The 14,793-nt window shown below is 68.0% G+C and carries 12 protein-coding genes and 1 pseudogene; 9 read left to right on the plus strand and 4 right to left on the minus strand.

The features are described 5' to 3' along the window. Positions 1-161: 161 nt before the first annotated feature. Complete coding sequence (locus H7A87_RS05850; RefSeq protein WP_232087933.1) at positions 162-2,996, plus strand: TonB-dependent receptor; 2,835 nt, start codon at positions 162-164, stop codon at positions 2,994-2,996. Between the two features lie 83 nt (positions 2,997-3,079). Then, the gene (locus H7A87_RS05855; RefSeq protein ID WP_104582388.1) at positions 3,080-3,823 is read left to right on the plus strand and encodes an FCD domain-containing protein; all 744 of its coding nucleotides are present in this window, start codon (positions 3,080-3,082) and stop codon (positions 3,821-3,823) included. A 262-nt stretch (positions 3,824-4,085) separates the two neighbouring features. On the opposite strand, the gene H7A87_RS05860 is transcribed toward H7A87_RS05855, so the two are convergent. Genes H7A87_RS05860 through H7A87_RS05870 form a run of 3 tightly spaced genes read right to left on the minus strand, consistent with a single transcriptional unit; the run spans position 4,086 to position 8,019 of the window. Then, positions 4,086-6,383 carry a xanthine dehydrogenase family protein molybdopterin-binding subunit gene (locus H7A87_RS05860; RefSeq protein WP_119129203.1) on the minus strand — a complete coding sequence of 766 codons (2,298 nt, stop codon included), beginning with the start codon at positions 6,381-6,383 and terminating at the stop codon, positions 4,086-4,088. Beyond that, positions 6,380-7,468 (minus strand): xanthine dehydrogenase family protein subunit M, encoded by a 1,089-nt coding sequence (locus H7A87_RS05865; RefSeq protein ID WP_180496902.1) that lies wholly within the window; start codon positions 7,466-7,468, stop codon positions 6,380-6,382. The genes H7A87_RS05860 and H7A87_RS05865 overlap by 4 nt, the downstream gene beginning before the upstream one ends. After that, a complete protein-coding gene (locus H7A87_RS05870; protein ID WP_115676337.1) occupies positions 7,441-8,019 on the minus strand; it encodes a (2Fe-2S)-binding protein in 579 nt (192 codons plus the stop codon). The genes H7A87_RS05865 and H7A87_RS05870 overlap by 28 nt, the downstream gene beginning before the upstream one ends. Positions 8,020-8,293: 274 nt before the next feature. On the opposite strand from H7A87_RS05870, the gene H7A87_RS05875 reads away from it, so the two are divergent. The 4 genes from H7A87_RS05875 to H7A87_RS05890 all read left to right on the plus strand — a co-directional run bounded on the left by H7A87_RS05875 (position 8,294) and on the right by H7A87_RS05890 (position 11,409). Beyond that, complete coding sequence (locus tag H7A87_RS05875; protein ID WP_119129204.1) at positions 8,294-9,625, plus strand: DUF763 domain-containing protein; 1,332 nt, start codon at positions 8,294-8,296, stop codon at positions 9,623-9,625. Beyond that, a complete protein-coding gene (locus H7A87_RS05880) occupies positions 9,622-10,212 on the plus strand; it encodes a GIY-YIG nuclease family protein (protein WP_119129205.1) in 591 nt (196 codons plus the stop codon). Before H7A87_RS05875 ends, H7A87_RS05880 begins: the two co-directional genes overlap by 4 nt. Before the next feature lie 64 nt (positions 10,213-10,276). Next, complete coding sequence (locus H7A87_RS05885) at positions 10,277-10,618, plus strand: cupin domain-containing protein (protein ID WP_119129206.1); 342 nt, start codon at positions 10,277-10,279, stop codon at positions 10,616-10,618. A 149-nt stretch (positions 10,619-10,767) separates the two neighbouring features. After that, on the plus strand, positions 10,768-11,409 hold the full coding sequence (locus H7A87_RS05890) for a DNA-binding protein (protein ID WP_119129207.1): 642 nt from the start codon (positions 10,768-10,770) through the stop codon (positions 11,407-11,409). 95 nt (positions 11,410-11,504) lie between these two features. Here H7A87_RS05890 and H7A87_RS20800 read toward each other — a convergent pair. Continuing rightward, positions 11,505-11,829: pseudogene (locus H7A87_RS20800) on the minus strand (Fic family protein); the annotation flags it as partial. A 125-nt stretch (positions 11,830-11,954) separates the two neighbouring features. Here H7A87_RS20800 and lexA point away from each other — a divergent pair. The 3 genes from lexA to H7A87_RS05910 are packed head-to-tail and all read left to right on the plus strand — an operon-like array spanning position 11,955 to position 14,643. After that, positions 11,955-12,560: a transcriptional repressor LexA gene (gene lexA, locus H7A87_RS05900; protein ID WP_115676342.1), complete on the plus strand. Its 606-nt coding sequence runs from the start codon at positions 11,955-11,957 to the stop codon at positions 12,558-12,560. A gap of 1 nt (position 12,561) precedes the next feature. Continuing rightward, the gene (gene imuA, locus H7A87_RS05905) at positions 12,562-13,215 is read left to right on the plus strand and encodes a translesion DNA synthesis-associated protein ImuA (protein ID WP_180496903.1); all 654 of its coding nucleotides are present in this window, start codon (positions 12,562-12,564) and stop codon (positions 13,213-13,215) included. Positions 13,216-13,224: 9 nt separating this feature from the next. Continuing rightward, positions 13,225-14,643, plus strand: a complete 1,419-nt coding sequence (locus H7A87_RS05910; RefSeq protein ID WP_104582396.1) for a DNA polymerase Y family protein — start codon at positions 13,225-13,227, stop codon at positions 14,641-14,643. Positions 14,644-14,793 lie beyond the last annotated feature (150 nt).

Genomic DNA, 14,793 nt, shown 5'->3' on the forward strand with positions numbered 1-14,793 from the left:
GGCCTAGTCAGGTGGCTCGTTAGATAAATCGCAGAAATGGTTGACTTGGCGTTGATCCGCGTGGAGTCTCCACCTCGCTCGGTCTCGAGCGTCCTTTGGGAGGAGGAATTGTGCGTTATCTGAAACTAGTCCAATTACGTAGACCAATTATTCGGAATGCCTTGGCCCAGGCGCTGCTGACTGCCTTTTTACTGGCAAGCGCGCAGGCAGCCCTGGCCCAGCAAAGCGATGCCGCCCAGCAGGCACCGGAGCAAGCGCCCACCACGCTGGATCAGGTCAAGGTCACCGGCATCCGCAGCTCGATCCAGTCGTCCATTGACAGCAAGCGCGAGCAGACGGTGGTGGCCGACGTGCTGTCGGCCGAGGACATCGGCGACCTGCCGGCGCTGTCGATCGGCGAGGCGATCGAGACCATCACCGGTGCGGCCACGCACCGCGAAAAGGGCGGCGCGTCGGAGATTTCCATCCGTGGCCTGGGGCCGTTCCTGGGCTCGGCCACCTTCAACGGGCGCGAGGCCAGCAACGGCAGCGGCGACCGCTCGGTGAACTTCAACCAGTTCCCCTCCGAACTCATCAACACCGTGGCGATCTACAAGACCCAGCGCGCCGACTTTGTCGAGGGCGGCATCGCCGGCACGGTCAACATGCAGACCGTGCGGCCGCTGGAATTCGGCAAGCGCCGCGTGCAGCTGGACGGGCGGGCGACCTATGCCGACGGCGACAGCAAGCTGCGCGACGCCGATGGCGTGGGCTGGCGCGGCACCGTCAGCTACCTGGACCAGTTCGACCTGCGCGGGGCCGGCAAGCTGGGGGTCTCGCTCGGCCTGCAGCGGCTGGAAGGCACCAACCCGGAAGAGGTGATGAGCAGCAGCTCCACCTGGACGGCCTGCAACGCCAACGAGGTGGTGGGCGCCAGCCGCAACTGCACCGCCGTGACCCCGGCGCAGGTGCAGGCGGGCACGCCGTACTACCTGGCGCCCGGCAGTCGCGTGTACCGCCAGATCAGCGAACACGATCAACGCGATGCCGCCTTCGCAGCGCTGCAATGGCGGCCGTTCGACGGCCTGGACGTGGCCCTGGATTACCAGGACTCGCAGCGCACCGTCACCGAAGACCGCGCCGAGCTCAATTTCTCCGAGACCTTGCGCAACCTCAACAACCGCCAGGTGGGCGACAACGGCGCCTTGCTCGGCCATACCGGCAGCAGTACGGTGGAATCGTCCACCGACTACAAGGTGCGCGACGAGCAGTACCGCGGTGGCGGGCTGCGCGTGGAATGGCGCCCGAACGCGGCCTGGATGCTGTCCACCGACCTGTCGTATTCGCGCACCGAGCGCAGCGAGATCGACCGCATGATGCGGCTGCGCTCCAATGCCACCGACATCAACGGCAACCGCGTGCCCGGGATCAACGGGCAGCGCGTGGACTACACCTATACCTATGCCGGCGATGTGCCGGGGATCGTGGTCGATCCTGCGTTCGACCTGAACAACCCGGACAATTTCAGCGCGGCCGCGCGTGCGCGCCGCGACGAGTTGCGCCGCGAGCACACCATCCGGGCCTGGCGCTTCGATGGCGCCTTCACCCCGGAAAGCGGGCTTCTTACCTCCATCAAGGGTGGCGTGCGCCTGTCCGAGGCGACCTACCGCGACCTGGACGACCGCGTCGAGCGCAACGTCACCGATGCGGCCACGATCCGCGCCGCCAACCTGGCCTGCCGGCAACCGTTCCCGCAGGAGGATTTCCTCTCCGGCGCCAGCGGCAACACCATCCAGCAGTGGGCCACCTTCGACAGCCGCTGTCTGTTCGGCGCCATTACCGGCGTGGACGACACCGGCCGCAATGCCGACCCGCGCGGCACCGCCGACTCCGACGTGGAAGAAAAGACCCGCGCGCTGTACGTGATGGGCGAATTTGCCAGCACGCTGTTCGGGCGACCGCTGGATGGCAACCTGGGCGTGCGCTGGGTGCGCACCGATGTGAGCTCGGTGGGATTGCGCGGCGAGCTGGACGTCATCGACAACCCCGACGGCACCATCCAGCTGGTGGAAACCGGACGCTTCGCCGCGCAGACGGTGCGCGCGTCCAACCGCGTGTTCCTGCCCAGCTTCAACGCCAACATCGGCCTGACCGACCAGACCCAGCTGCGCTTGGGGCTGTACCGGGCCATGGCCCGCCCGGATCTGGTGGCGCTGTCTGCCGGGCGCACCTTCATCCTGGAACCGGGGACCGAATTCACGACCGTCGGCGAGGCGATCGGCAGCATCACCGCCACCGGCAACCCGCGCACGCGGCCGCTGCTGTCGTCCAATGCAGACGTGTCGCTGGAGTGGTACCCCAATGCCGACTCCCTGCTCAGCGCCGCGGTCTACTACAAGCAGTTCACCGGGGGCGCGGTGCCCACGGTGGTGGACGAACGCTTCGTCATCGACGGCACGTCGGTGGTGGTGCCGGTGGTGCAGGACGTCACCACCCGGCAGAAGAGCGATCTCACCGGGCTGGAGCTGACCGGCACCCACCGCTTCTCCTACCTGCCGGCGCCATTCGACGGCCTGGGCGTCAAGCTCAGCTACAACTACGCCGATTCCAACTACAAGACCCAGGATCTGCGCCTGGGCGACCAGATCGATCCGGCGACCGGGCTGGTGAGCGGCGGCATCGTCGCGCCGGCCAATATCTTCGGCCTGTCGCGGCACGTGTTCTCCGGCCAGCTGTATTACGCCATCGGCGCGGTCGACCTGCAGGCCATCTACAAGTACCGCTCGGAGTATTTCCAGAAGTTCGTCGGCGCCCCGGCGCAGAACCGCTACGTGCGCGACAGCGGCACCCTGGACCTGCGTGCCAGCTACCGCGTCAATGCGCAGCTGTCGGTGTCGCTGGAGGCGTCCAACCTGACCAATGAGCCGCGGATCTCCGACATGCCGGTGCCCGGTAGCTTCCGTGAGTACAACACCTACGGGCGACGCTATTATTTGGGGGTGCGCTACCGGTTCTAGCGTCGCCACCGGCGCGGTTTCCGCCGCGCCACCTGTCCGGCACCCGCGTGCCGGGCCGATCACCTTGAGGGTTTGAGTCGCCGATGTCCGAAAACCGCCTGTACCACTCCGTTGCCGCCAAGATCCGCGCGCTGATCGACACGGGCGAATTCCCGGTCGGCTCGCGCCTGCCGGGCGAACGCGAGTTGGCCGAGCGCTTCGGCGTCAGCCGCGTGACCGTGCGCGAAGCCGAGATCGCACTGGAGGCGCAGGGCCGCATCGTGATCAAGATCGGCTCGGGCGTGTACGTCAAGCCACGCCTGGCCTCGGACGAGGGCGCCTTGCCGGATGTCAGCGCGTTCGAGCTGACCGCCGCGCGCGCGGTGATCGAGGCGGAAGCGGCCGCGTTGGCGGCCAGCCACATCACCGATGCGGAGCTGGATGAATTGAATGGCATGATCCAGGCGCTGTCGGCGCCTGGGCTCAGCGATGCGGCCGCCGCCGACTACGACCGCGCCTTCCATCTGGCGATCGCGCGGATCAGCGGCAACCCGGTGGTGGCGCACTGCGTGCAGCTGATCTGGCGCATGCGCAACGAGTTGCCGCGCGTGCGCGAGGTGTACGCGCGGGTCTGCCACGACGACGGCGCCACCCGTGTGGACGAACACACCGCCATCCTGCAGGCCCTGCAGCAACGCGACCCGATGGCGGCACGCACGGCCATGCGCAACCACTTCCAGCGCCTGTTCGAATCCATGCTGGAGGCGACCGAGAGCGATGCCCTGGCGGAGATCCGCCGCCGCACCCAGCAGGACCGTGCGCATTTTCTGGCGGCCACGCGCACCTGAGTGCATGGCATGGTCGGTTGGGCGCGATGCGCCGACCGCCAGCGGCACTTTTGTGCCGCTGACGCTGGATCCTCCGAAAGACACATCCTCCCACCAGCAGGACGCGCCGACTGTCCTGTTCGGCACCACCGACGCGCGGCTGACCGGATTGTTGCGCCTGCGGTTGCCGCAGACGCTGCAGCGCCAGCACGCTGCCGGCGCGTCCGCCCTCAGGCAGATGGCTCTACCTGAGGGGCGCGCGCGGGCACCTGCAGTGCAGGCCTCAGTCCGCCATCACCTTGTCCGGCGTCATCGGGGTACTGCGGATGCGCTTGCCGGTGGCATGGAAGATCGCATTGCAGATCGCCGCCGAGACGCCGACCAGGCCGATCTCGCCCACGCCCTTGGCACCCAGGCTGCTGACGATGCGGTCGTCCTCGTCGGCGAAGATCACATCGATGTCGTGGATGTCGGCATTGGCCGAGACGTGATACATCGCAAAATCGTGATTCATGAAACGGCCGAAGCGGTGATCGGACTGGGTGTGTTCGTGCAGCGCCTGGCCGATGCCCCAGACCACGCCGCCGACGATCTGGCTGCGCGCGGTGATCGGGTTGAGGATGCGCCCGGCCGCCACGGCGCTGACCACGCGGGTGACCCGCACCGTGCCGAGCTCCTCGTCCACCCGTACTTCCACGAACACCGCGCCATGGGTGGCACGGGTGTAGTTGCGTTGCTTGAGCACATTGGGCAGCAGCAGGAACTTGTCTTCGATCTGTTCCAGCTGGGAAGCACGCAATACCTCGGTCAGGGCCATGGTGGTGCCGGCGTCGGCGCGCAACGCCAGCGTGCCATCGGCAAAGACCACCTCGTCCAGCTTGGCCTTGGTGAAGCGCGAATTCGGTAACGCCTGCGCCAGCCGCAGCAGCCGCGCGCGCAATTTGCCGCACACGCCGTCCACCGCCGAGCCCACCGTGGTCACGTGCGATGAGCCGCCTTCGATCGGTGCCACCGGCAGCGTCGAATCGCCCAGCTGGAAGGTGACCTGTTCCAGCGGCAGGCCCAGTGCTTCGGCCGCGATCATCGCCATCACCGTATAGGTGCCGGTACCGATATCGCTGGCTGCGCTGCTCACCACCAGCCGGCCATCGGCGTGCAGCACCGCGTGCGCGCGCGCAAACATCTGCATCGCATCCCATTGCCCGGTGGCCATGCCCCAGCCCACCCATTCGTTGCCTTCCTTGCGTGCGCGCGGCTGCAACGGGCGCTGCGCCCAGCCGAAGCGCTCGGCGCCTTGCTGGTAGCACGCGCGCAGTGCCTTGGTGGAGTAGGGCTTGTCGTCGGCCGGGTTGACCTCGGCGTAGTTCTTCAGGCGCAGCGCCAGCGGATCCATGCCCAATTCATAGGACAGCTCGTCCATTGCCACTTCCAGCGCATGCACGCCGTGTGCGGCGCCGGGGGCGCGCATGTCCATCGGGCTGAACTGGTCCAGGCTCACCAGGTTGTAGCCCAGATGCACGTTGTCGCAGGCATACAGCTGCCCGCTCCAGTTGACCACCACCTCGACGTAGTCCTCGATCCGCGAGGTCTCGGCGATGGCCTCGTGCCAGATCGCCTGCAGGCGGCCATCGCGGTCGGCACCGAGCTTGAGCCGCTGCAGCGTCTCCGGGCGATGGCCGAAGGTGAACATCTGTTGCCGCGTCAGCACCACGCGTACCGAGCAGTCCAGCAGGATCGAGGCCATCACCGCCAGCGGCAACTGATACTGCGGGCGCAGCCCGGAGCCGAAGGCGCCGCCCACGTAGGGGTTGCGCACGGTGACCTTGCGCTTGCTCAGGCCGAACACATGCGAGACGTACCAGCGGCTGTTCTGCGAGCCCTGGGTCTTGTCGTAGATGGTGAAGTGGCCATCGGCGTCGCGGATCACCGTGGAGGCGAACAGCTCCATCGGATTGTGGTGCTCCACGCCGCTGTAATAGTCGGCCTGCACCTGGACGGCGGCATTGGCGAAGGCGCTGTCCGGCTCACCCTTGTCCTTGGGTGGCGGCGAGAAACCGGCCTTCATGGCCTTGGGCTTGTGCGCACGGTCCAGGTTGGTCATCAGGTTGGTGTCGTGCGGGTCCTGCAGCAGTTCCACCTCCACCAGATGCGCAGCATGGCGCGCCGCTTCGAAGGTGTCGGCCACCACCAGCGCGATCGGCTGGCCGCTGTACAGGATCTTGTTGTCGTACAAGGGGCGGAACGGCGAACCGGCCGGTGCGGTCATGTCCTTGTAGAACACGTCCATGCCGCGCATATGCGGCCGGTTTTCATGGGTGACGATCTCCAGCACGCCGGGCACCGCACGCGCGGCGTCGAGATGGAAGGCGACGATCTCGCCCTTGGCGATGCTGCTGTTGACCACCACGCCATAGGCCAGGTCGGGCACCGGCCATTCGGCGGCATAACGCGCCTGGCCGGTGACCTTGGCGCGCCCGTCGATGCGGGTGACGCCGGTGCCGGTGGGGCGATAGCCGGTGCCGCTGTCGGCAACCGGCGGGCTCAGGTCGTTGTCGAGTGCATCGGTGCTGCGTGCGTTCATGGCGCTTCCTCCAGCGCGCTGGTTCGCCCGCGGTTGTCGATGGTGCCCTCGCGGGCGACGTCCAGCGCACGCACGATCGCGCGGCGTGCCAGCGGCAGCTTGAAGGCGTTCTTGCCTTGCGGTTGCGCACCCTGCAGCAGGGCATCGGCCAGGATGCCGAAGCTGTCGGCCGTGGCCGGCTTGCCCACCAGCTGCGCCTCGGCGTCGGGATTGCGCCAGGGCTTGTGCGCCACGCCGCCCAGGGCAACGCGCACCTCGCGGATGCTGCCGTCCTCGGCCAGGTCCAGCGCGGCGGCCACAGACACCAGCGCGAAGGCGTACGACAGCCGCTCACGGATCTTCAGGTAGGCGCTATGCGCGACGAAGCGCTGCGCATCGGGCAGGTCGATATGCACGATCAGCTCGTCCGGGGCCAGCGTGCTGTCCAGCTCCGGGTGCTCGCCGGGCAGGCGGTGGAACTGCGCGAACGGGATGTCGCGCTCGCCATTGGGGCCTTGCACGTGCACCACCGCGTCCAGCGCAGCCAGCGCGACGCACATGTCCGACGGGTGCGTGGCAATGCACTGCGCGCTGGCGCCGAGGATGGCGTTGTAGGTGGTGAGCCCGCCGATGGCCGAGCAGCCGGTCCCGGGCTCGCGCTTGTTGCACGGGGTGGCGTGGTCGTAGAAATACAGGCAGCGCGTGCGCTGCAGCAGGTTGCCGCCATTGCTGGCCATGTTGCGGATCTGCGGCGAGGCGCCAGCGAGGATCGCCGCGCTCAGCAGGGGGTAACGCGTTTCCACCTCCGGGTGGTAAGCGGTGTCGGCGTTGCGCGCGAGTGCGCCCAGGCGCAGGCCGCCTTCGGGGAGCGCACTGATGCCGTCCAGTGGCAGACGATTGATGTCGACCAGGCTGCCCGGCCGCATCAGCTGCAGCTTCATCAGGTCGGTGAGATTGGTGCCGCCGGCGATCAGGCGCACCGGGGCTTCGGCAGGCACCGGGTGCGGATCGCTGCCACGCACCGACAACGCAGTGAGGGCCGCATCGACGGAGTCCGCGCGCGTGTAGGTGAGCGGAATCATGCCGGCACCGTCCCTGGGGTCCATGGCGTGGCGGCGCTGTCGCTGCTGTCGCTGGGCTTGCCCATGACCTGCATCACCGCATCGGTGATCTGCGGGTAGGCACCGCAGCGGCACAGGTTGCCGCTCATCAGTTCGCGTACCTGGTCGCGGTCGTGTGCCTTGCCTTCCTTGATCAGGCCCACCGCCGAACACAACTGCCCGGGCGTGCAATAGCCGCACTGGAAGGCGTCGTTGTCGATGAAGGCGCGCTGCAGCGGATGCAGCTGATCACCCTCGGCCAGGCCTTCGACGGTGGTGATCTCGGCGCCGTCCTGCATGACGGCGAGCGTCAGGCAGCTGTTGATGCGGCGCCCATCGACCAGCACCGTGCAGGCACCGCACTGGCCGTGGTCGCAGCCTTTCTTGGTACCGGTGAGATCGAGCCGGTCGCGCAGCAGGTCAAGCAGGCTGACCCAGGCTTCGAGCTGCAATTGGTAAGGCTGACCATTGATGCGCAGGTTGACCGGGTAGGTCGGCGCGGCAGTGGTGGCGGTGGCCGGCGCCGTGTCACGGGCTGCGGCGGGAGTGGCATTCATGCGAGCCCCGTGGCGATGGCTGAGAGGGCCTTCACCTTGACCACGCGACGGTCAACGCAGGGTGTAGGCAATGCGGTGATGGTGTTCACATCGGTACGTGGGTGATGCCCGGGCATGCGCGGCACTGCGCGATGGCAATGGGCCGAGCTCGCCGTGCCGGTTTCAGCGGTCCGCTGGAACTGAACTCGTCAGTTGCGCGTTATTGCGGTCCACGCCAATCGCACGGCGTGCGACGGCGGTCTCGCTATCCTGTGCAGATGACGACGAGGTTGCAATGAGCCGGCGCGGCGGCAGTGCCGATCTTCCGCTGCATGGCGGGCGCGTACCGCGCTGGTTGGGTGAGCGGATGACGCGCCTGGGCACGGTGATGTGCGAGGCGATCGTGCACACCTATGGGCGCGATGAATTGTTGCGGCGGCTTGCGCATCCGTTCTGGTTCCAGTCCTTTGGCGCGGTGATGGGGATGGACTGGCATTCCTCCGGCATCACCACCAGCGTGATGGGCGCACTCAAGCGCGGGCTCACGCCGTTGTCCGGCGAACTCGGCATCCATGTCTGCGGTGGGCGCGGGCGGCACTCGCGCGCAACGCCGGCCGAACTGCTGGCGGTGGGCGATGGGGTCGGGCTGGATGGCGCTGCGCTGGCGCAGGCCAGTCGCCTGGTGGCCAAGGTGGACAGCGCCGCGGTGCAGGATGGCTTCGACCTGTATCTGCACAGTTTCATCGTCAGCGACGACGGGCGCTGGGTGGTGGTGCAGCAGGGCATGAACGGGCAACGCAAGCAGGCGCGCCGCTATCACTGGTTGTCGGAAGGGCTGAGCAGTTTTGTGGATGCGCCGCATGCGGCCATCGACGGGCCGCAGCAGGGCAATATCGTCAACCTGGCCGACCATCGCGCCGCTGCCGCGCGTGCGGCGCAGGTGGCGTTGTTGCAGACGCTGCCGCCGGATCGCCTTGCCCGTGAGTGGCAACGCATCGACGCCGCGCAGGCACCGGTTGCGCCTGCTGTGGCGCAGGCGCCGGTCACCGGTGACCTGTTTGCAGGCCAGGGCTGGGACCCCGCGCAGCAACCGCATCTGAGCATGCCCGGCCATCACGACGTGCGCAGCGAAAACGTGATCACCCGCCGGCTGCACGCCAGCCTGGCGGCTGCGGCCGAGTGCGGCCCCGCCGATTTCACCGCGCTGTTGCAGGTGCCGGGCGTGGGCGCGCGCACCGTGCGTTCGCTGGCGATGGTGGCCGAGGTGTTGCATGGCACCCCGTGTCGTTTCAGCGACCCGGCGCGCTTTTCGCTTGCCCACGGCGGCAAGGACCGGCATCCGTTCCCGGTGCCCACGCGCGTGTTGGATCACACCATCGGCGTGCTCAAGCAGGCGATGCAGCAGGCCCGGCTCGGCAACGAGGAGCGGCTGCAGGCCATCGCGCGGCTGGATGCGCAGGCACGTCGGCTGGAGGCCGGCGCACGCGGTCCGTCGGTGGAGGCGTATATCGCGCAGGAACGCGTGGATGCGCACCGCTATGGCGGGCGCAGCGTGTTCGGTTGGGAGCAGCCGGTCGAGGCTCATCAACCTCGTGAGTTGCAGGCGCAGCGCAAGGCAGGCCAATGAGCGCGCAGCTGCGCCGTGGCAAGGTGGCCATCGACGGCCGCTGCTTCACCTATGTGTTCCCGTGCCAGTGGGAAGACCATTGCAAGATCGGCTTTTCGCGCGACCCGCTGGGCCGCATCGGCAGCCTGCATCCGCGCTGGTTTGCGTTCTTCGACCTGGAGCGCGGCGTGCTGGTGGAAGCCGAGCGCGAACGCGATGCGCGGGATCTGGAACTGCAACTGCGCCGGCCCCTGGGTGAGCACAACGCACCGGCCCCATTGGCGATTCGCAGTGCGGCGGGCGGGCACACCGAATGGTTTCGTGGTGTGGGGCAGGCGCTCGAGGTGGCAGTGGCGCAGCTGGAGCAGCAGGGGTATCGCGTGTTCGCACTGCAGGCCTGGCTGCAGGCGGCAATGGCCCAGCGGATCGATCGCCTGTACGACTGGTCGCTGCTGCAGTTGAGCCAGGATGAACTCGACGGCGTCACCGGGCCCACCGCAGCGCAACAGATGCTGCGCGATGTGCTGGATGGCTACCGCGCACTGGAGCTGCCACTGCAGGCGCATCTGCCCGATGTGATCTGGGACTGGTACTGCCGCAGCCAATAGTGCATTGCCGCCGCCTTGACGTGTGCGGCGACAGCATCGGCGCAACCGATGAGGAGACGCGCGCATGCAGTACGCAACGCTGGAATTGAGCAACCCCTTCAAGGTGCTGTTTTCGCTGCGCCAGATGCAGGCGGCCGAAATGGTGATGGCACCGGGCGATCGCGAGGGTGGCCCGGACAATCGCCATCGCGGCGCCGACCAATGGCTGTTCGTGGTGGACGGCGCGGGCGAGGCCATCGTGGATGGCCACACGCAGGCATTGCAGGCCGGCAGCCTGATCGCGATCGAGCGTGGCCAGGCGCACGAGATTCGCAATACCGGTGACACGCCGCTGAAGACGGTCAACTTCTATCACCCGCCAGCCTACGATGCGCAGGGCGAGCCATTGCCGGCAGGCGAAGGCTGACAAGCAACGCGCTGGATGCAGGCTGGCAGCGTGCTGTTCAACGGCATGCTGTTCAACGGCGTGTTGTTCAACCGCAAGTGCGTTGTCGACCAGGCGTTGACGTGGCGGTTGCTTACATCGGCACGTCACAACGCACCGGGAGCACCCCCATGCCAGAAGCCAAGACGCGGCGCGCGGCCGCCCAGGACAAGCGCGAGGGCAAGTCGGCCAGTACCCAGGCCGGCGAATACGTCAAAGAAGAAATCGACCACGTGCGCGAAGGCAAGCATGGTGCCAAGAGCACCAGGCAGGCAATTGCGATTGGCCTGTCCAAGGCGCGCCGCGATGGCGTGGATGCCAAGCCGTCCAAGAGCGCCTCCAGGAGCACCAAGAAAAAGGCGGCGCAGGACAGCGAGGCGGCCAAGAAGACCACCGCCAAGACCGCAAACAAGACCACCCGCAAAGCGACCAAGCAGACGGCGAAAAAGGCCACCAAGAAGGCCACCAAGAAGGCCGCCAAGAAGACGACGAAACAGGCCGCCAAGAACGCCACCAAGAAGACCTCGCCCACGCGGTCGGCAGGCGCCAAGAAGGCCTTGAAGACGGCCAGCAAGAAGACCACCGCCAAGCAGGTTGCCGGCACCCAGGCGCTGTCGCGCCAGGCCAGGAGTGCAGCGGCCAAACGCAGTTCCAGCAGCCGCTCGGCAGCGGCCAAGAAAGCTGCCAAGACCAAGGGGCCTGGCGTGCGCAAGGCTGCCGCCAGGAAAGCGGCGGCGACGCGGAAGCGGCCGGCGAGCACGCGCGAGAGCTGATCGATGCTGCTGCCGTTTTGGGCGCCCGACGAGAGGGCGGGCGCCTGGCCACGCGCGATGTCCCAGCGCCTCGAGGTTATTCAGAGCAAGGTTCTTCAGAGCAAGGTTCTTGAGAGTGAGCCTGCGCCGTGACCTCGGCGGTAGTGCGCCGCAGGTGGGTGGATCCGCTCCTGCTGCCGGGGTTGCACGGGCGGCCGCAAGCAATCGGCAAAGGCGGGTGCTTCAATCATGCCGTCGGCCAGCCCGATGTAGCTGCCGTAGAGCTCCGGATCATCGGCTAACAGCGCAGCGCCATTGAGCACGATGACGGTTTCGCCGGCGACCGCAGCCGTGCGCTTGTTGCCAATCCACAAACGGATGCGTGCGCGGTAAGCCAGGCGCAAGCGCAGCGGCCCGCGCGGCCAGATTCGGCGCTGGGTCGTATCCGGCCGGTCGCAGGCCGGTCCTGGCTGAAGCGGCTCAGCAACCTGCACGGGCCAATCTCGCCTGCTGCGACAGATAGGTGTACAAATGTACACCTTGCCCCGTCCGGCCGCTGCACTCCCATGGAACCTCTCTCTCCCAAACGTCTGGCCGTGCTGGCTTTCCTGCAGGAGCAGGCCCACGCAGGGGTGTCGCCCAGCCTGGCCGAGATTGCGCAGGCATTCGGGTTCGCCTCGCGCAATGCCGCGCAAAAGCACGTGCAGGCGCTGGCCGAGGCCGGCTTGATCGAGCTGCTGCCCAATCAGAAGCGGGGCATCCGCATGCCGGGCGGCGCCGCGCGCGATGCGTTGCTGGCCTTGCCGGTGCTGGGGCGGGTGGCGGCCGGCGTGCCGATCGGGGCGGATATCGGCCTGGACCGGCAGCTGTGGCTGGACCGTGCGCTGTTTTCGTTGCGCCCGGACTATCTGCTGCAGGTGCAAGGCGATTCGATGATCGACGACGGCATCCTGGACGGCGATCTGGTCGGCGTGCATCGCAGCAGCGAGGCGCGCGATGGGCAGATCGTGGTGGCGCGGGTGGATGGCGAAATCACCATCAAGCGGCTGGAGCGTGGTGCCGAACGCATCCGCCTGCTGCCGCGCAACCGCGCGCATGCGCCGATCGTGGTGGCCGCCGATGCCGACTTCGCGATCGAAGGGCTGTACTGCGGTCTGATCCGGCAGGGTTGAGATGAGCCAGGAGCCCGCGCGCATCAGGCAGGACGGCAACGCGGCAGTCGCCCTGCCGCTGGACGCCTTGCTGGCCGCACGCACGGTATGGCGCGCAGGTCACGGCACCGCCATCGCCCATGGCGGCGAATCCACCGGGCATGGGGCACTGGACGCATTGCTGCCCGATGGCGGCTGGCCGCGGCGGGCACTGACCGAGTTGCTGCTGCCCGCGCACGGCGTGGGCGAGATCGCGCTGCTGTTGCCCACGCTGGCGCGCATGACCGGCGCCAGCAGCCGGGTGGTGCTGGTGGCGCCGCCGTTCATTCCCTATGCGCCGGCCTGGCAGGCGGGCGGGGTGGTGCTGGACCATCTGGAAGTGGTGCAGGCCGAGCCGCGCGATGCCTTGTGGGCGTTCGAACAATGCCTGCGCAGCGGCGCCTGCGCGGCGGTACTGGGCTGGCCGCAGACCGGCGATGCACGCGCATTGCGGCGGCTGCAAGTCGCCGCCGACAGCGGCAACTGTTGCGCGTTCGCGCTGCGCGATCGCAAGCATGCGGTCAATGCATCGCCGGCCGCGCTGCGGCTGGAATTTCTGCCCGAGCGCGATGCCTGGCAGGTGCGCAAGTGCCGCGGCGGGCAGGTCCCGTCGCAGCCGTTGCGGCTGGCGCATTGAGGCGCGCGCATGTTGTGGGCCTGCATCTTGCTGCCGCAGCTGGCGCTGGACGCCGTCCTTCGGCGCCTGGAAGAGCCTGACGCACCGCTGGTGCTGGTGGAAGGGCCGGCACAGTTGCGCAGCCTGCATTCGGTCAATCCAGCGGCGTCCGCCGCCGGCCTGAAAGCCGGCATGCGGCTGTCGGCGGCGCATGCGCTGATGGCCACTGTGCGCACCATCGACTACGAGGCGCAGGCCGAGGCGCGCACCCAGCGGTTTCTTGCGGCGTGGGCGTACCGGCACAGTTCGCTGGTGAGCCAGCAATGGTCGCGCGCCATCGTGCTGGAGGCCGGCGCCAGTTTTCAACTGTTCGGGCCGTGGCCGCGTTTCGAGCGTCGGCTGCGCGATGAACTGCAGGCCTTGGGCTTCCAGCACCGGCTTGCCCTGGCACCGACACCGCGTGCCGCGCGTGTGCTGGCCGGTTTGCGCGATGGCATGGTGGTGACGCAGTTGCCGGCCTTGCACGCCACGCTGGACCAGGTGCCGGTACGCCGCGCCGCGTTGCCGGGCGATGCCGGTGAGCGCCTGCAGCACATGGGCGTGCGCACGCTGGCGGCGGTGCGCGCGTTGCCGCGCGATGGGCTGCGCCGGCGGTTCGGTGCGGGCCTGCTCGAGCATCTGGACCGCCTCTACGGCCAGGTCGACGACCCCCTGGAGTGTTACGCGCCACCGGATCACTTCGACCAGCGGGTGGAACTCGGCTACGAGGTGGAAATGCATCCGGCGCTGTTGTTCCCGCTGCGGCGCCTGATCGGCGATCTGTGCACCTACCTGTCCATCCGCGATGGCGGCGTGCAACGGTTCCTGCTGCGGCTGGAACACGAAGAAGGCGCCACCGATGTCGAGATCGGCCTGCTCACCCCGGAACGGGCGCCGACGCTGTTGTTCGAGCTTGCGCGCAACCGGCTGGAGCGGGTGGAGATCCCGCGGCCGGTGGTGGCGATGCGCCTGCTGGCGCGGCAGCTGCCGCCGTTCGTGCCGGCCATGCGCGATCTGTTCGATCAGCGTGCGCAGCAATCGGTGGAGTGGCCGCAACTGCGCGAGCGCCTGCGTGCGCGGCTCGGCGACGAGGCGGTGTATCGCGTACTGCCGGCCGACGACCCGCGCCCGGAGCGCGCCTGGCGGCGCGCCATTGGCGATGCGGTGCGCGAAACCGGTGCGCCGCCACGTCCGCCACGCCCGACCTGGCTGCTGCCGCAACCGGTGCCCCTGCACGAGACCCAGCTGCGCATCGTCTCCGGCCCGGAGCGGCTGGAAAGCGGCTGGTGGGACGACGACGAGGCGCGTCGCGATTACTACGTGGTGGAAACCGCACGCGGGCGGCAGGCCTGGGTGTTTGCCGCACCAGGCCGTGTCGATGGCTGGATGCTGCACGGGTGGTTTGCATGATCCGATCCATCCCGTTGCAGCACCGGCGCACTGCCTGCCGGGCCGGTCGCCGCAGCGGTGGCGTAGGCGCCCAATGCCGCGCAGCGAAGCGGCAACGGCAACGCATCGACCTGCAGCGCACTGGAAAACCCGTGCACTGGCAGCGCGAGG

Origin of the sequence: Xanthomonas sp. CPBF 426 (assembly GCF_903989465.1) — a bacterium.
GTDB lineage: Bacteria > Pseudomonadota > Gammaproteobacteria > Xanthomonadales > Xanthomonadaceae > Xanthomonas > Xanthomonas euroxanthea.